At 65.4% G+C, this 16,003-nt stretch carries 15 protein-coding genes and 1 other RNA gene; 5 read left to right on the top strand and 11 right to left on the bottom strand.

Annotation, left to right across the window (positions count from 1 at the left end; all coding sequences use genetic code 11):
• Nucleotides 1-7: 7 nt before the first annotated feature.
• From cmk to gyrA, 8 genes are all read right to left on the bottom strand, one after another.
• Nucleotides 8-670, bottom strand: coding sequence for a (d)CMP kinase (gene cmk / locus ACZ9AQ_RS12970; RefSeq protein ID WP_429205142.1), 663 nt, complete (start codon nt 668-670; stop codon nt 8-10).
• 61 nt (nt 671-731) lie between these two features.
• Nucleotides 732-2,063, bottom strand: coding sequence for a 3-phosphoshikimate 1-carboxyvinyltransferase (gene aroA / locus ACZ9AQ_RS12965; RefSeq protein ID WP_429205144.1), 1,332 nt, complete (start codon nt 2,061-2,063; stop codon nt 732-734).
• Complete coding sequence (locus ACZ9AQ_RS12960) at nt 2,060-2,968, bottom strand: prephenate dehydrogenase (RefSeq protein ID WP_429205145.1); 909 nt, start codon at nt 2,966-2,968, stop codon at nt 2,060-2,062. The genes aroA and ACZ9AQ_RS12960 overlap by 4 nt, the downstream gene beginning before the upstream one ends.
• Complete coding sequence (hisC, locus tag ACZ9AQ_RS12955) at nt 2,969-4,111, bottom strand: histidinol-phosphate transaminase (RefSeq protein ID WP_429205147.1); 1,143 nt, start codon at nt 4,109-4,111, stop codon at nt 2,969-2,971.
• 18 nt (nt 4,112-4,129) lie between these two features.
• A complete protein-coding gene (gene pheA, locus ACZ9AQ_RS12950; RefSeq protein ID WP_429205149.1) occupies nt 4,130-5,200 on the bottom strand; it encodes a prephenate dehydratase in 1,071 nt (356 codons plus the stop codon).
• 75 nt (nt 5,201-5,275) lie between these two features.
• Nucleotides 5,276-6,373 carry a 3-phosphoserine/phosphohydroxythreonine transaminase gene (gene serC / locus ACZ9AQ_RS12945; RefSeq protein ID WP_429205151.1) on the bottom strand — a complete coding sequence of 366 codons (1,098 nt, stop codon included), beginning with the start codon at nt 6,371-6,373 and terminating at the stop codon, nt 5,276-5,278.
• 17 nt (nt 6,374-6,390) lie between these two features.
• Complete coding sequence (locus ACZ9AQ_RS12940) at nt 6,391-6,960, bottom strand: DUF2059 domain-containing protein (protein WP_429205153.1); 570 nt, start codon at nt 6,958-6,960, stop codon at nt 6,391-6,393.
• Nucleotides 6,961-7,051: 91 nt separating this feature from the next.
• The gene (gyrA, locus tag ACZ9AQ_RS12935) at nt 7,052-9,667 is read right to left on the bottom strand and encodes a DNA gyrase subunit A (protein ID WP_429205154.1); all 2,616 of its coding nucleotides are present in this window, start codon (nt 9,665-9,667) and stop codon (nt 7,052-7,054) included.
• Between the two features lie 385 nt (nt 9,668-10,052).
• Between gyrA and ompA the strand changes: the two genes are divergently transcribed.
• The 5 genes from ompA to ssrA all read left to right on the top strand — a co-directional run bounded on the left by ompA (nt 10,053) and on the right by ssrA (nt 13,765).
• Nucleotides 10,053-10,757, top strand: a complete 705-nt coding sequence (gene ompA, locus ACZ9AQ_RS12930) for an outer membrane protein OmpA (RefSeq protein ID WP_429205156.1) — start codon at nt 10,053-10,055, stop codon at nt 10,755-10,757.
• An 89-nt stretch (nt 10,758-10,846) separates the two neighbouring features.
• Nucleotides 10,847-11,551 carry a bifunctional 2-polyprenyl-6-hydroxyphenol methylase/3-demethylubiquinol 3-O-methyltransferase UbiG gene (gene ubiG, locus ACZ9AQ_RS12925; protein ID WP_429205157.1) on the top strand — a complete coding sequence of 235 codons (705 nt, stop codon included), beginning with the start codon at nt 10,847-10,849 and terminating at the stop codon, nt 11,549-11,551.
• Nucleotides 11,552-11,556: 5 nt separating this feature from the next.
• On the top strand, nt 11,557-12,264 hold the full coding sequence (locus tag ACZ9AQ_RS12920; protein WP_429205159.1) for an HAD family hydrolase: 708 nt from the start codon (nt 11,557-11,559) through the stop codon (nt 12,262-12,264).
• 159 nt (nt 12,265-12,423) lie between these two features.
• On the top strand, nt 12,424-13,038 hold the full coding sequence (locus tag ACZ9AQ_RS12915; RefSeq protein ID WP_429205160.1) for a glycine zipper 2TM domain-containing protein: 615 nt from the start codon (nt 12,424-12,426) through the stop codon (nt 13,036-13,038).
• Nucleotides 13,039-13,406: 368 nt separating this feature from the next.
• Nucleotides 13,407-13,765, top strand: a transfer-messenger RNA (tmRNA) gene (gene ssrA, locus ACZ9AQ_RS12910).
• A 238-nt stretch (nt 13,766-14,003) separates the two neighbouring features.
• Here ssrA and ACZ9AQ_RS12905 read toward each other — a convergent pair.
• The 3 genes from ACZ9AQ_RS12905 to ACZ9AQ_RS12895 form a co-directional block, all read right to left on the bottom strand.
• The gene (locus tag ACZ9AQ_RS12905; protein WP_429205161.1) at nt 14,004-14,594 is read right to left on the bottom strand and encodes a type 1 glutamine amidotransferase domain-containing protein; all 591 of its coding nucleotides are present in this window, start codon (nt 14,592-14,594) and stop codon (nt 14,004-14,006) included.
• A 92-nt stretch (nt 14,595-14,686) separates the two neighbouring features.
• A complete protein-coding gene (locus ACZ9AQ_RS12900; protein WP_429205163.1) occupies nt 14,687-14,998 on the bottom strand; it encodes a chaperone modulator CbpM in 312 nt (103 codons plus the stop codon).
• Between the two features lie 3 nt (nt 14,999-15,001).
• Nucleotides 15,002-15,955, bottom strand: coding sequence for a DnaJ C-terminal domain-containing protein (locus ACZ9AQ_RS12895; RefSeq protein ID WP_429205292.1), 954 nt, complete (start codon nt 15,953-15,955; stop codon nt 15,002-15,004).
• Between the last annotated feature and the right edge of the window lie 48 nt (nt 15,956-16,003).

Raw genomic sequence — 16,003 nt, 5'->3', positions numbered from 1 at the left:
TTCTTGATTACTTTTGCGCGTACCAAGCCAACACTTGGTCCACTGCCTGATCCACACCCATCTCGGACGTGTCCAGCAGATGCGCATCGCTTGCCGGGGCCAGGGGAGCGACCGCACGATTGGTGTCGCGCTCGTCCCTCGCCTGCAAATCTGCCAGGAGGTCGTTCATATTAGCAGAAAACCCTTTGTCAATCAATTGCTTATACCGGCGTTGCGCACGCGCCTCAACACTTGCGGTCAAGAACACCTTCAGCTTGGCGGTGGGGAAGATCACGGTGCCCATATCGCGCCCGTCGGCCACCAGGCCCGGCGTCTGGCGAAAGCCCAGTTGCAGCCCGAACAGCGCCTGGCGTACGGCCGGCAGCGCCGCGATCCTGGACGCCATATTGCCCACCTCCTCGGCCCGGATCGCGTGCGTCACGTCTTCGTGCGCCAGGTAGATATGCTCTCCCTGGAACCGCGCCGGCAGGTGCTCGGCCAGCTTGGCGATCGCGTGCTCGTCGCGCGGCTCGACCCCGCGCCGCAGCGCCTGCAGCGCCGTCAGGCGGTACAGCGCGCCCGAGTCGAGCAAATGGAAGCTCAGGCGCTCGGCGACCCGGCTGGCGACCGTTCCCTTGCCGGAGGCGGTGGGGCCGTCGATGGTGATGACTGGAACGTGAGAGTTGGGCATAGGCTCGTAGGGTGGGCGGGTCGCGACCTGGTCCGCCGGACCTGGTCGCCCCACGCGAAGGTTAGAACAGCTCGTTGCGGGCAATGCCCGCGAACGCCTCGAAATAATCGGGGAAGGTCTTGGCGACGCACTTCGGATCGTTGATGCGCATCGCGTTGCCGCGGCGCGCCTTGCCGTCCAGCGAAGCGAGCGAGAAGCACATCGCCATGCGGTGGTCGTCGTAGGTGTCGATCGTGGCCGGCTTGAGTTCTTCCGGCGGGGTGATGCGGATGTAGTCGGGCCCCTCCTCCACCTCGGCGCCGACCTTGCGCAGTTCGGTGGCCATGGCCGCCAGGCGATCGGTTTCCTTCACGCGCCAGCTGGCGATATTGCGCAGGGTGCTCGGGCCGTCGGCGTACAGCGCCGCCACCGCGATCGTCATCGCCGCGTCCGGGATATGGTTGAAGTCGGCGTCGATGGCCTTGAGCACGCCGTTCGAGCGCGCTTCGATCCAGTTGTCGCCGCGGGTGACGATGGCGCCCATGCGCTCGAGCGCATCGGCGAAGCGCACGTCGCCCTGGATGCTGTGTTCGCCCACGCCCTCCACCCGCACCGGACCGCCGGCGATCGCGCCGGCCGCCAGGAAATACGACGCCGACGACGCGTCGCCCTCGACGTGGATCGTGCCGGGACTGCGGTAGCGCTGGCCGGGATGCACGGTGAACGAGGCCCAGCCGTTCTGCTCGACCTCGACGCCGAAGCGGCGCATCAGGTTCAGGGTGATCTCGATGTAGGGCTTCGAGATCAGTTCGCCCACCACGTCGATCGACACCGCATGGGTCGTGGCCATCAGCGGCGCCGCCATCAGGAGCGCGGTCAGGAACTGGCTCGACACATTGCCGCGCACGGCGATGCGCTGCGGGTTGACGCGGCCGCGCCGGATGCGCAGCGGCGGGAAGCCCGGCTCGCCCGTGTACTCGATCTGGGCGCCGACCTCGTTCAGCGCATCGACCAGGTCGCCGATCGGGCGCTCGTGCATGCGCGAGACGCCGTGCAGCGTATAGTCGCCGCCGATCACGGCCAGGGCGGCGGTCAGCGGACGGATCGCGGTGCCGGCATTGCCCATGAACAGGTCGGCTTCATGGTTCGGCAGCACGCCGCCATTGCCGTGCACGACCACGGTGCGCTCGTCGACCTCGTCCCACTGAATACCCAGCGCGCGCAGCGCGCCCAGCATCACCATGGTGTCGTCCGAGGCCAGCAGGTCGTGGATCGTGGTCGCGCCCTCGGACAGCGCCGCCAGCAGCAGCGTGCGGTTCGAGATGCTCTTGGAACCCGGCAGCCGCACCGCGCCTTGCGCATGAAGCACGGGCTCGAGGTCGATATGCTGCGGATAGTGTTTTTGCTGCGTCATGTGTTTTCCTGATTGGGCGAACGCCGCTCCAGCGCGCCGGCCTCGATGGCCTCTTGCCATTCGCGGCGCGCGCGCTGGGCGGTCGTATAGATTCCTTGCAAGCCGACGCCGTCGGCCGCCGCGAGCATGGCCCGCATCGACGTCAATTGTGCCAGATATGCATCCAGCTCGGACAGCAGCGCGGCGCGGTTGGCCAGGCTGATGTCGCGCCACATCTCGGGCGACGAGCCGGCGATGCGCGTGAAGTCGCGAAAGCCGCTGGCGGCGTACTGGAACAGCAGGTCCGCATGCGGCCTGGCGGCGATGTCGTCCACCAGCGCATAGGCCAGCAAGTGCGGCAGATGGCTGACGGCGGCGAACACGCGGTCATGGTCTTGCGGGCTGAGCGTGTGGATCACGGCGCCGCAGGCGCGCCAGGCGCCGGCGACCCGCTCGACGTCGGACGGCGCATTCTCCGGCAGCGGCGTCAGCACGCACTTCTTGCCCTGGTACAGCCCGGCCAGCGCGGCCTCGGGACCGTTCGATTCGCTGCCCGCGATCGGGTGGCCCGGCACGAACTGGCGCACGCGCTCCCCCAGCACCACGCGCGCGGCCGCGACCACGTCGCACTTGGTGCTGCCGGCGTCGGTCACGACCGTCCCCGGCTCGAGGTGCGGCAGCAGCGCTTCCAGGATCGGGCCGGTCTGGGCCACCGGCGCGGCCAGCAGCACCAGGTCGGCGCCGCGCAGCGCGTCGGCATGGTCGCCAGTCACCCGGTCGACGATGCCCAGTTCGAGTGCGCGCGCCAGCGCTTCCGGATGCCGGCCGATGCCGACCACCTCGCCCACCATGCCGGCGCGTTTGAGCGCCAGCGCGAACGAACCGCCGATCAGGCCGACGCCGACGATAACGACTTTGGTGAGCATTCAGCCTCGCGCGCTCGCGCTCTCCGTCGCGAGCGCTCGCTTGAGCGCGTCGATGAAGGCCGCGTTTTCTTGCGGCAGGCCGATCGAGATGCGCAGCCACTGCGGCAGGCCATAGGCGCCGACCGGACGCACGATCACGCCCTGCCTGAGCAGCGCCAGGTTCACGCGCGCGCCGGCGTCGTCGTCGGCGCCGACCTTGACCAGCACGAAGTTGCCGAACGACGGCACGTATTCGAGCTTGAGCTCGTCGAACGCGGCGACCAGCTGCCGGTAGCCGTCGGCATTGTTCTGCGCGCCCTTGGCCAGGAATGCCTTGTCGTTCAGCGCGGCGATCGCGGCGGCCTGCGCCAGCGAGTTGACGTTGAACGGCTGGCGGATGCGGTTCATCAGGTCCGTCACTTCCGGCTGGGCGATGGCAAAGCCCACGCGCAGGCCGGCCAGGCCGTAGGCCTTGGAGAAGGTGCGCGAGACGATCAGGTTCGGGTATTTGCGCACCCAGGCGCTCGACTCGAACTGGTGCTGCGGCGCCAGGTATTCGTTATACGCTTCGTCGAGCACCACGATCACGTTGGCCGGAACCTTCTGCAGGAAGGCTTCGACCTGGTCGGCCGGGATGAAGGTGCCGGTCGGGTTGTTCGGGTTGGCGACGTAGACCAGGCGCGTGTCCGCATCGATCGCGGCGGCCATCGCATCCAGGTCGTGGCCGTAGTTCACGCTCGGCACCACGATGGCGCGTCCGCCCACGCCCTGCGTGGCCAGCGCGTACACCGCGAACGAATACTGCGAATAGACCACCGCCTCGCCCTTTTGCACAAAGGCGTGGGCGGCGATCTCCAGGATGTCGTTGCTGCCGTTGCCGAGGGTAATCCACTCGAGCGGCACGTCGTAGCGCCGCGACAGCGCGGTCTTGAGCTCGAAGCCGTTGGCGTCCGGGTAGCGGCCGAGATCGGCGGCGGCTTCGAGCATCGCGGCGCGGCTCGATTCCGGCAGGCCGAACGGGTTCTCGTTGGACGCCAGCTTGACGATCGCCGCTTCGTCGAGACCGAACTCGCGGGCGACTTCGGCGATGGGTTTGCCGGCCTGGTAAGGGGCGATGGCGCGGACATACTCGGGACCGAACTGCGCAGGACCAAATTTCGACATGGGGTTTCTCTCTGATGGTTAAAGGCTTTGCGGGTACGAGCCCAGCACCTTGAAGAAGGCGGCGTTGTCCTTCAGTTCCTCGAGCGCGCGCGCGACCGGGGCGTCGTGCACATGGCCCTCGATGTCGACGTAGAAGTAATACTCCCAGGTGCCGATGCGCGCCGGGCGCGATTCGAAGCGGGTCATCGACACGCCATGCTTTTCGAGCGGCGCCAGCAGGTTGTAGACGGCGCCGGCCTTGTTCGGCACGGCCAGCACGATGCCGGTGCGGTCGCGGCCAGAAGGACCGGTCTGCAGCTGGCCGATCACCACGAAGCGCGTGCGGTTGTGCGGATCGTCCTGGATGTGGGCCTGGACCACGCCCAGCTGATACTGCTCGCCCGCCATCTCGCTGGCGATCGCGGCGACCGTCGGATCCTGGCTCGCCAGCACGGCCGCCTCGGCGTTCGAGGCCACGGCGCGGCGCTCGAGGTGCGGGTGGTGCAGGTTGAGCCAGACCTGGCACTGGGCCAGCGCCTGCGAATGCGCGCAGATGGTCTTCACGCCGTCCATCGAACCGGTCTTGCTCATCAGGCTGTGGTGCACGGCGATCGACACCTCGCCGCTGATGATGGTGGTGGTCGCCAGGAGCAGGTCGAGCGACCGGTTGATCGCGCCTTCGGACGAGTTCTCGACCGGGACCACGCCGAAATCGGCAGTGCCGGCCTCGGTGGCGCGGAACACCTCGTCGATCGACACGCACGGCAGCGTCTCGATGGCGGTGCCGAACTGCTGGAACACGGCCTGCTCGCTGAAGGTGCCGGTCGGGCCCAGATAGGCGACCGTCACGCGCTTTTCGAGCGCGCGGCAGGACGACATGATCTCGCGGAAGATGGTTTGCACGTCCTTGTCCTTGAGCGGACCGGGATTGCGCTCGGCGACGCCGCGCAGCACCTGGGCTTCGCGCTCGGGACGGAATACGGGGGCGTTGGTTTCGGCCTTGACGTGGCCGACCTCTTGCGCGACCTTGCCGCGCTCGCTCAACAGCGAGAGGATTTGCGCGTCGATCGCATCGATGCGTTCGCGCAGGGGTTTGAGTTTGTCTGTCATCGTTATGCTGTGTGGTCGATTGGTTCGCCTGACCGGTGCTGCACGCCTGAAAGCCCCGGCATGCCGGGGCGAGTCTCAACGACCGGCGAACTCGTTCAAGTAATCGACGAGGGCCTGTACGCCCTCGATCGGCATCGCGTTGTAGATCGATGCCCGCATGCCGCCGACGGACTTGTGGCCCTTCAGTTGCAGCAGACCGCGCGCTTGTGCGCCGGCCAGGAATGATTGGTTCAGCGATTCGTCGCGCAGGTAGAACGGCACGTTCATGCGCGAACGGAACTCGGGCGCCACGCGATTGCTGTAGAAATCGTCGCGATCGAGCGCCTCGTACAACAGCTTCGCCTTCTCGATGTTGCGCGCCTCCATCGCCGCCACGCCGCCGTTGGCCTTGAGCCAGGCGAACACCAGGCCCGCGATATAGATCGCATAGGTCGGCGGCGTGTTGTACAGCGAATCATGCTCGGCGCAGGTCTTCCAGTGGAAGGCCGACGGGCACTGCGGCGACGCATGGTCCAGCAGGTCGTCGCGCACGATCACCAGGGTCAGGCCGGCCGGCCCGATATTCTTCTGGGCGCCGGCAAAGATCACGCCGTATTTCGAGACGTCGATCTTGCGCGACAGGATGTGCGAGGACATGTCGGCCACGATCGGCATATCGGGGTCGCTCATTGGATCCATCCTGGGCGCGTCCGGGTATTCGACGCCGTCGATGGTCTCGTTGGTGCAGATGTGCAGGTAGGCGGCGTCCGGCGACAGGCGCCAGGAATCGCGCGGCGGGACCCGGGCAAACCCTTCCGCCTCGCTCGAGGCGGCGACGTTCACGCGCGCATAGCGCGCCGCTTCCTTGATCGACTTGCCCGACCACGAACCGGTGTGGACGAAGTCGATCACCGGGTCTTGGCGGCGCCCGGCCAGGTTGAGCGGCACGATGGCGTTCTGGCCCAGCCCCCCGCCCTGCTGGAACAGGATTTTGTAGTTGGCCGGCACGTCCAGCAGCTCGCGCAGGTCGTCCAGCGCCTGGCGGTGGATGCTGGAAAATTCTGGACCGCGATGGCTCATCTCCATCACCGACATGCCGCTGCCGTGCCAGTCGAGCATCTCGCTCGCCGCCTGCTGCAGCACTTCTTTCGGAAGGACGGCGGGGCCGGCCGAGAAGTTGAAGATCTGGGTCATGCGGTCCTTTCTATGGTTTATTTGGCCTGGGCGTTCTGCATCACTTCCAGCATCAGGCCGTTCAGGCGCGGCGCGACGATCTTCTGGCCCGCCGCCATGCTTTCGGCGGCCAGGCGCGGGGACAGGGCCAGCATCTTCTGGCCCAGCGGGGTGCGGTAGAAGGCAGCCAGTTCCTTCAGTTCGGCGACGCTGTAATTGCGGGCGTACAGCGGGCCGATCTCGGCCATCATCTCGTCGACCAGCGCCGGATCGCGGAACATGCGGTTGATCGCCTCGATGGCGCCCGGCAGCACCTGCTCGACCCTGGCCATGGCCGCCTGCTTCTTCTCGTCGCTGGCGGTCGGATCGGCATTGATCACGGCCGTCATCTGCGAACGCATCATCTGCGGCAGCGCCGTCTCCATCTCGGTGAACGAGGCCAGCATCATCTTGCGCACGTCCATCGCTGCCAGCAGTTCCTTGACGGCGGCGCGCTCTTGCTCGCTGCCCTGGGCGGCAGCGGCCGGCGCGGCGTCTTGCGCGAAAACGAGCGAAGGAACGCCGGCGAAGGCGGCGGCGCAGGTCACGGCGAGCAGGATGTTCTTCATTGGTTTTCCAGGCGGGCGCTGGCGCCCATTGCATTGAACGGAGGGTGCAAGCGCGTGCAGTTTCCACGCACGCGCTTGCACCCGGGCGCCATCATTCCGGCGCCGGTTCGAGCTCGACTTCTTCGAGGTCGGTCTCGACGATGCGCTGCAGGCCGGACAGCTTGGTGCCATCTTCCACCGCGATCAGGGTCACGCCCTGGGTCGCGCGGCCCATCTCGCGGATTTCGGACACACGCGTGCGGATCAGCACGCCGCCAGTCGTGATCAGCATGATCTCGTCGCTCGGCTCGACCAGGGTCGCGGCCACCACTTTACCGTTACGCTCGCTGGTCTGGATCGCGATCATGCCCTTGGTGCCGCGGCCGTGGCGGGTGTACTCCGTGATCGGGGTACGCTTGCCGAAGCCGTTCTCGGTGGCGGTGAGGACGGTCTGCTCTTCGCTCTCGGCCACCAGCAGCGCGATGACCTGCTGGCCTTCTTCCAGGTTCATGCCGCGCACGCCGCGCGCGGTGCGGCCCATCGGACGCACGTCGTTCTCGTCGAAGCGCACGGCCTTGCCGGCGTCGGAGAACAGCATCACGTCGTGCTTGCCGTCGGTGAGCGCGGCGCCGACCAGCACGTCGCCTTCGTCCAGGTCGACCGCGATGATGCCAGCCTTGCGCGGGTTCGAAAAGTCGCGCAGCGGCGTCTTCTTGACCGTGCCCAGCGAGGTCGACATGAAGACGTAATGGTCTTCGGGGAAGGTGCGGTTCTCGCCCTGCAGCGGCAGCACGACGGTGATCTTCTCGTTGTCCTGCAGCGGGAACATGTTGACGATCGGCTTGCCGCGCGAATTGCGCGAGCCTTGCGGCACTTCCCACACCTTGAGCCAGTACATCCGGCCACGGTTGCTGAAGCACAGCATGTAGTCGTGCGTATTGGCGATGAACAGCTGGTCGATCCAGTCTTCGTCCTTGGTCGCCGTCGCCTGCTTGCCGCGGCCGCCGCGCTTCTGGGCGCGGTATTCGGAGATCGGCTGCGCCTTCATGTAGCCGGAGTGCGACAGGGTCACCACCATGTCCTGCGGGGTGATCAGGTCTTCGGTCTCGAGGTCGCTGGCATTGTGCTCGATGGACGAGCGGCGGGTGTCCTTGCCGTTGTCGGCGTACTCGGCCTTGATGGCGGCCATCTCGTCGACGATGATCGTGGTGACGCGCTCCGGCTTGGACAGGATGTCGAGCAGGTCGGCGATGTGGGACATCACTTCCTTGTACTCGTTGACGATCTTGTCCTGCTCGAGGCCCGTCAGGCGCTGCAGGCGCATCTGCAGGATCTCTTGCGCCTGCTCGTCCGACAGCTTGTACATGCCGTTCTGCTGCATGCCGTAGTGCTTCGGCAGGTGCTCGGGACGGAACGCCGCGATGCCGCCGGATTCGCCCAGTTCGGTACGGTTAAGCATCTCGCGCACCAGCGACGAATCCCAGGCGCGCTCCATCAGCTCGACCTTGGCGACCGGCGGGGTCGGCGCGGCCTTGATGATGGCGATGAAGTCGTCGATATTGGCCAGCGCGACGGCCAGGCCCTCGAGCATGTGGCCGCGGTCGCGCGCCTTGCGCAGCTCGAACACGGTGCGGCGGGTGACCACTTCGCGCCGGTGCGACAGGAAGCACTCGAGCATCTGCTTGAGGTTCAGCAACTTCGGCTGGCCATTGACCAGCGCCACCATATTCATGCCGAAGGTGTCTTGCAGCTGGGTCTGCTTGTACAGATTGTTCAGCACGACTTCTGGCACTTCGCCGCGCTTGAGTTCGATCACCACGCGCATGCCCGATTTGTCGGACTCGTCGCGGATGTCGGAAATGCCTTCGAGCTTCTTGTCGCGCACGTTTTCGGCGATGCGCTCGAGCAGCGACTTCTTGTTGACCTGGTATGGCAGCTCGTCGACGATGATCGCGGTGCGGTTGCCGTCGCGGCCCACTTCCTCGAAGTGGGTCTTGGCGCGCATCACCACGCGGCCGCGGCCGGTGCGATAACCGTCGCGCACGCCCGAGACGCCATAGATGATGCCGGCGGTCGGGAAGTCCGGCGCCGGGATCAGTTCGATCAGCTCGTCGATGGTGCAGTCGGGATTGCGCAGCACGTGCATCGCGCCGGCGATCACTTCGGACAGGTTGTGCGGCGGGATATTGGTCGCCATGCCGACCGCGATGCCGGACGAACCGTTGATCAGCAGGTTCGGGATGCGGGTCGGCAACACCGTCGGCTCTTTTTCCTTGCCGTCGTAGTTAGGCTGGAAATCGACGGTGTCCTTGTCGATGTCGGCCAGGATCTCGCCGGCGATGCGGTCGAGGCGGCATTCGGTGTAACGCATCGCCGCGGCGCTGTCGCCGTCGATCGAGCCGAAGTTGCCCTGGCCATCGACCAGGGTGTAGCGCAGCGAGAAGTCCTGGGCCATGCGGACCAGGGTGTCGTAGATCGACGAGTCGCCGTGCGGGTGGAACTTACCCATCGTGTCGCCGACCACGCGCGCGCACTTGAGATAGGGACGGTTCCACACGTTGTTCATCTCGTGCATCGCGTAGAGCACGCGGCGGTGCACCGGCTTCAGGCCGTCCCGTACGTCCGGCAGCGCACGGCCCACGATCACGCTCATGGCGTAATCGAGGTAGCTCTTGCGCATCTCTTCTTCGAGGGAAATCGGGACTGTTTCTTTTGCGAATTGATCCATTGGGCGGGTCGACTGCTTTCAGGCGATGGTTATAAGTTGCAACGGAGGATTCTACCATGCGGCAGATGGCCGTTGCTCAATTCCGGCCGGCCTGCTCCGGACGCTGGAAATCGCCGATGGAACGGCGGGATGCGCGAAATTTCGCGGATTGTCGTTGCCGGTCGGCTACGCATGAAGAAATGTTGCGGGGAAACAACGTCAAGCGATTAATGCTCATTGTTTGATTTGGGTGCAGTCGTGCGATTTTGGTGCATGTGGCAAAATGGACAGGAAGTCAATTGCTTGTTTCACAATACGAAACAGACGGGTGCGACCGCCATGTTAATCTTATGACCACATCGAGCCTGTCTGAATCGCTACGGAATTAACCGAAAAGGAAAAGAATATGAAGAAACTGATCACTGTCCTGCTCGCAGCGTCGGCCGCAATCGCGGGCGTCGCCTCTGCCCAAAGCGCCCCACCCTACGCACCGCTGACCACCGACATCCAGGCCCGGACCCCTTACAGCGCCTATGTACAAGACGCCCGCGGCGTGATCGCGCGCAATCCTTTCGGCCTGTGCTGGCGCACCGGCTACTGGACCCCGGCCGACGCGGTCCCAGGTTGCGATGCACCGCTGTGCGTCGAGCCAGAGAAACTTGAAAACGGCAAGTGCGTCGCGCCGCCGCCAGTGGCAGCGCCTGCGCCGGCTCCTGCGCCAGCGCCAGTGGCCGCACCGGTGCCGACCTCGGAAAAAGTCAGCTACTCGGCCGACGCCTTCTTCGACTTCGACAAGGCGATCCTGAAGCCGGCCGGCAAGGCCTCGCTGGATGAGCTGAGCGCCAAGCTGGGCGACATGAACCTGGAAGTCATCATCGCCGTCGGCCACACCGACTCGATCGGCACCGATGCCTACAACCAGAAGCTGTCGATCCGTCGCGCCGAAGCCGTCAAGGCCTACCTGAAAGGCAAAGGCATCGAAGAGACCCGCATCTACACCGAAGGCAAGGGCGAAAGCCAGCCGAAGGCGGACAACAAGACCGCCGAAGGCCGCGCACAGAACCGTCGCGTGGAAATCGAAGTCGTCGGTACCCGTACCGTCAACAAGTAATCCAGGCTGACGCCTTCGAAACCCCGCTGCGGCGGGGTTTTTTCATTGGTGAGCCGTTCCCCTGCACCAAATCCGCTATTATTCGGGCCATGACGACGACAAACGCAGACCCATTAGAAATCCAGAAGTTCAGCGAACTGGCCCACCGCTGGTGGGACCCGACCTCCGAATTCCGTCCGCTGCACGAAATCAACCCCTTGCGCCTCGAGTGGATCAATGCGCGCGCGCCACTGAGCGGCAAGAACGTGATCGACATCGGTTGCGGCGGCGGCGTGCTGTCCGAATCGATGGCGCGCAAGGGCGCCAAGGTCACCGGCATCGACCTGTCCAAGAAGGCGCTCAAGGTCGCCGACCTGCATAGCCTGGAATCGGGCGTGGAAGTGCGCTACAAGCACATCGCGGCCGAAGAGATGGCCGAACAGGAAGCCGGCCAGTTCGACGTCGTCACCTGCATGGAAATGCTGGAGCATGTACCCGACCCGGCCTCGATCGTGCGCGCCGCCGCCAAGCTGGTCAAGCCGGGCGGCCATGTGTTCTTTTCGACCCTGAACCGCAATCCGAAGTCCTACCTGTTCGCCGTGATCGGCGCCGAGTACGTGCTGCGCATGCTGCCGCGCGGCACCCACGACTACGCCAAGTTCATCACGCCCGCCGAGCTGGCCCAGTTCGTGCGCCAGGCCGGCCTGCAGGTCGACAGCCTGAAGGGCCTGACCTACAACCCGCTGACCAAAATCTATTCGCTGAACAACGACACCGACGTGAACTACATGGTGGCGTGCAGCAAACCGCTCTGAACGACATGAACTTTCCGACCGTGATGCCGGCACCGCGTGCCATCCTGTTCGACCTCGACGGCACCCTGGCCGATACGGCGCCCGACCTCGCCGCGGCCGTGAACTGGCTGCGCCTCGAGCGCGGCCTGGACCCGACCCCCTATGAGGTGCTGCGCCCGACCGCATCGAGCGGCGCGCGCGGCATGATCGGCGCCGCCTTCGGCCTAGCGCCGGGCGACGAGGGCTACGAGGAACTGCGCCTGGCCTGGTTCAACCGCTACCAGTCGGCGATGTCGCTGCATACGACGCTGTTCGACGGCATCCCCGAGCTGCTGGACGGCATCACGGACGCCGGCATGGTCTGGGGCATCGTCACCAACAAGCCGTCGCGCTTCACCGATCCGCTGGTGCCGCAGATCGCGCTGGCGCACGCCGGCTGCATCGTCTCGGGCGACACCACGGGCTTCGCCAAACCCCACCCCGCCCCGCTGCTGGAAGGCGCGCGCCGCCTCGGCCTTGCACCAGAACAGTGCTGGTACGTGGGTGACGACCTGCGCGACATCGAAGCCGGGCGCGCCGCCGGCATGGTCACCGTCGCCTGCGCCTGGGGCTATTGCGGCGCGATCGAACCGTCGACCTGGGGCGCGGATTACCTGCTCGACACGCCGGCCGCGCTGCTGGCGCTGCTGGGCCAGGTATCCGAAGCGGCGCGCCAGGCCGAGCGCGCCGCCTGAAGCTGACCTCCACCTCCGGACGGCGCCCATTCGCGGCGCCGTTTTTCTTTGGCGCTGTGCTTACATCTATTTACGATTGATACAGCGACACGTCTATCTCTGCGTCGGGCTCGCCAGTAATCTACTCCCATACGAACACGCCAACACTCGGAGCAGATCATGGAAAACACCACTACCAACCGCATCCACCCAATGATGGCCGCTGCCGCCGCGTCGGTCATCATCGTGAGCCTGACTGGCGCCGCCGCGATCACCGGCCTGCTGCCGACGTCGAAGAGCGCGCCAGAGGCAGGCATGCCGCTGGCAGCCGCCGCGCCATACGCCATGCCGCAGGCCGGCATGCAGGCGCCGATGAACGGCTACGCTGCCCAGCCTGGCCAGATGGCGCCGATGGCGGCCAACGGTCAGCAGATGGTCCCGGCAATGGTGCCCGCGATGGTCCCGGCCCAGCAGGTGGCGTATGCCCAGCCGGTCGCCCAGGTGCAGCCGCAGCCGACCGTGATCGTCAAGGAGAAGCCGGTGGTGAAGGTGGTCGAGCGAACCCGCGTCGTGCACGCCAAGCCGCAGCCGGTGCGCTACGAAGAGCCGCGCTACTCCCAGCCGGCCCCTGCCCCGGCCCAACCGAACTACGTCGGCATCGGCACCGGCGCCGTCATCGGCGGCCTGATCGGCAACCAGATCGGCGGCGGCAATGGCAAGAAGCTGGCCACCGTGGCCGGCGTGATCGGCGGCGGCATCATCGGCAATGAAATCGCCAACCGCAACGGCCGCTAAGCAAGCGAAGCAAGTACTGACTTATCCTCTCTGTCCCTTGGCAGCGGACGCTTCAGTCTGCGGCATTTTTTTGAACACGTCGACGATGATATCGGTCGGGAACATGTGCAGCACTGGAATCGCGCGCAGGATCGCCATCTACTGGATGGAGAGCGACACGGCCGGCACGTTGCCGGCGCAGCGCAGCCGCTCGAGCAAGCCCTTGGCGCGCAGCGCCGGCATGCCAGCTGCCTCGGCCAGTTCAGGTGATTTTGGAATGCGTCGCGGTAAACTGACTCGGCTTTACGACAGCAGACTTTAAGCAGGCGCTAAGGGAACAAGCCTGTACATCATCCGCGCTTGGAGTACAATAGGGTTTCTTGACGTCTGGGGGCGACCTGGTTTCGACGTGGGTTGCAAAGCAGCGCAGGGCATACCGAGGACTGGTTACCTCGTAAATACATCCAGAAATCAATAACTGCAAACGATAACTCGTACGCACAAGCAGCTTAATTGCTGCTAGCTCTACAACACCTCGCCTCTGGGGTGAGTCGCAAGACTAGTAGAGTCATTTACAGAGGCTAGGACTCAACCGGGTTACTTGGTTGCTTCCGAAATTTAAGGTAACTCGCTTGTACAAAGGGTGCACATCCCCGTTGTACAGGTCAAATCAAATGATAGTGCTAAGTATGTAGAACTGTCTGTAGAGTGCTTGCGGACGCGGGTTCGATTCCCGCCGCCTCCACCAAAAATTCCGCTAACCCGCTGCTTTGTCAGCGGGTTTTCTTTTTGCTATCCGCTGCTTCGTCAGCGGGTTTTCTTTTTGCTATCCGCTGCTTCGTCAGCGGGTTTTCTTTTTGCTGACCGCTGCTTCGTCAGCGGGTTTTCTTTTTCCTGCCCTGCCGGCCCTGGCCTGTCGCCGCAAGCGAGCGCCCCAGGACGACCACACCGGCAACGGACACGCCGCATCAACCCGGGCCTTGCCCCTAAGCCGTCGGCCCCGGATCCGTCCCCGGCGGTATCAGCAGCTCTTTCAGCAGCGCCTCGTTAAAGGCCGGCAGATCGCCGGGATGTCGGCTGGTGATCAATTTGTCGTCAATCACCACCGGATCGTCGGTCCACTCGGCCCCGGCGTTCAACAGGTCGCGGCGCAACGATGGCCAGCTGGTCATGTGCTTGGCCTGCGCCACGCCCGCGTCGATCAGCGTCCACGGCCCGTGGCAGATCGCGGCGATCGGCTTTTCCTTCTCTTCGTCTCCGAAGGCGCGGATGAACGCGATGGCCTCTTCGCTCAGGCGCAGCTGATCGGGATTGGCCACCCCGCCCGGCAGCACGAGCGCATCGAAGTCCACCGTCCGCGCGTCACGCACGTGCATCTCCACCTTGAATTTATCAGCTGGCACCAGGTCGTTGAACGCCTGGACCTCGTCCCCGACGTTCTTCGGCGACACCAGCACTACCGTGGCCCCACGTTCCTCCAGAAAACGTCGTGGTGACGTGTATTCGACCTGTTCCACACCGTCCGTCATCAGCATGGCAACGCGCGTTCCCTGCAAGGGTAAATCCTGATTTTCCATATGGCCTCCATGCCGAAAGCGAACGGTGAGCGACATCGACGGGATCGAATACAGGCGGCCCGACCGGCTCCGCGCGCCGGCGGCATCGCCCCCTACTTGAGCCCCAGCACGCGCATTCGCGTGCGCAGTCGCCGTACCTCGTCGCTCAGGTCGATCACCAGCGCCGCGATCTGCTCGTTGGCGTCGAAGTCGCGCTCGATGCTGAGCAGGCGCCGCACGCGGTCCAGGTCGCTACTGCCGAAACGCAGGCTCGTCACCTGCAGCACCGGCTCGCCGCCCAGCACGCCGGCCTGCACGTGGCGCACCACCCACTCCGGTTCCACGTTCGCCGCCCGCGCCAGTTCGTCCAGGCTCAGGGCCATCTCTTCCAGCAGCACGCCGGTCAGGGTCTGTGGCTGTCGCATCGTTCAGGCTCCCATGTCTGCACGCGGATTGAAAGACATCTCGCGCGCCATCTGTTCGTACAGCTCTTTCGCGCGCGCGGTATTGGCCGGGGGCAGTACCACCTCGAGGATCAGGTACAGGTCGCCCGGCGTGGCGGCCGGGATCCCGCGCGCCTTCAGGCGCAGCTTGCGGCCCGTTTGCGAGCCCGCGGGAACCGACACCTCGACCGTCCCGGAGGGCGTCGGCACCGGTATTTTCGCGCCCAGCGCCGCTTCCCACGGCGCCACCGGCACGGTCTCGTACACGTTCGCGCCCTCCACCCGGTAGCGCGGGTCTTCCCTAAATTGGATTTCCAGGTACAGGTCGCCGGCCGGACCGCCCCCGACCCCGGGCTGGCCCTGCCCCGCCAGCCGCAACTGCTGGCCGGGGGTGACGCCCTTCGGAATGCTCACGCTCAGGGTCTTTTCCTGCATCGTCACCTGGCCCTGCGCGTCCTGCACCGGCACGCGCAGGCTGATGTTGCGCGTCGCGCCGGTATAGGCGTCGCGCAGGTCGATCGTGATGGCGGCATGGATGTCTTCGCCGCGCATCTGGAAGCCCGCGCCGCCAAAGCCCCCGCCCGCGCCGCCGCCCGCACGGCCACGGCGCCCCATGTGCGCAAACAGGTCGGCGAGGAAGTCGTCGGTGCCGGCGCCGGCGTCGGAGAAGTCGTACTGCGAGGCCCAGTCCGGCGGCGGCCGGAATCCGTCGCCGGTCTGCCGGCCGCGGCGGCCCAGGTCGTCGTAGGCCGCCCGCTTTTCGGCGTCGCCCAGCACGTCGTAGGCTTCGTTGATTTCCTTGGTCTTCTCGGTCGCGTCCTTGTGCTTGCTGACGTCCGGATGGTACTGGCGCACGAGCTTGCGGTAGGCCTTCTTGATGTCCTCCGGGGACGCGTCCTTGTCGACCTTTAAGGTCTTGTAATAGTCCTTGTACTCCACGCGCACCTCCGCAAAGGTTTTCGTCATCGTACGCGCCTGCTCCCCCGG

It is taken from the genome of Massilia sp. UYP34 (genome assembly GCF_056279385.1).
The sequence above is the reverse complement of the archived record's forward strand: the minus strand, read 5'-3'. Positions and strand labels throughout refer to the sequence as shown.

Excerpts from the sequence above, each read along its gene's own strand:
- ACZ9AQ_RS12920 (WP_429205159.1), top strand. The coding sequence starts at position 11,557 with ATGAACTTTCCGACCGTGATGCCGGCACCGCGTGCCATCCTGTTCGAC.
- ACZ9AQ_RS12900 (WP_429205163.1), bottom strand. The coding sequence starts at position 14,998 with ATGCGACAGCCACAGACCCTGACCGGCGTGCTGCTGGAAGAGATGGCC.
- aroA (WP_429205144.1), bottom strand. The coding sequence starts at position 2,063 with ATGACGCAGCAAAAACACTATCCGCAGCATATCGACCTCGAGCCCGTG.
- hisC (WP_429205147.1), bottom strand. The coding sequence starts at position 4,111 with ATGTCGAAATTTGGTCCTGCGCAGTTCGGTCCCGAGTATGTCCGCGCC.
- ubiG (WP_429205157.1), top strand. The coding sequence starts at position 10,847 with ATGACGACGACAAACGCAGACCCATTAGAAATCCAGAAGTTCAGCGAA.
- ompA (WP_429205156.1), top strand. The coding sequence starts at position 10,053 with ATGAAGAAACTGATCACTGTCCTGCTCGCAGCGTCGGCCGCAATCGCG.
- gyrA (WP_429205154.1), bottom strand. The coding sequence starts at position 9,667 with ATGGATCAATTCGCAAAAGAAACAGTCCCGATTTCCCTCGAAGAAGAG.
- pheA (WP_429205149.1), bottom strand. The coding sequence starts at position 5,200 with ATGACAGACAAACTCAAACCCCTGCGCGAACGCATCGATGCGATCGAC.
- ACZ9AQ_RS12960 (WP_429205145.1), bottom strand. The coding sequence starts at position 2,968 with ATGCTCACCAAAGTCGTTATCGTCGGCGTCGGCCTGATCGGCGGTTCG.
- ACZ9AQ_RS12905 (WP_429205161.1), bottom strand. The coding sequence starts at position 14,594 with ATGGAAAATCAGGATTTACCCTTGCAGGGAACGCGCGTTGCCATGCTG.
- cmk (WP_429205142.1), bottom strand. The coding sequence starts at position 670 with ATGCCCAACTCTCACGTTCCAGTCATCACCATCGACGGCCCCACCGCC.
- ACZ9AQ_RS12940 (WP_429205153.1), bottom strand. The coding sequence starts at position 6,960 with ATGAAGAACATCCTGCTCGCCGTGACCTGCGCCGCCGCCTTCGCCGGC.
- serC (WP_429205151.1), bottom strand. The coding sequence starts at position 6,373 with ATGACCCAGATCTTCAACTTCTCGGCCGGCCCCGCCGTCCTTCCGAAA.
- ACZ9AQ_RS12915 (WP_429205160.1), top strand. The coding sequence starts at position 12,424 with ATGGAAAACACCACTACCAACCGCATCCACCCAATGATGGCCGCTGCC.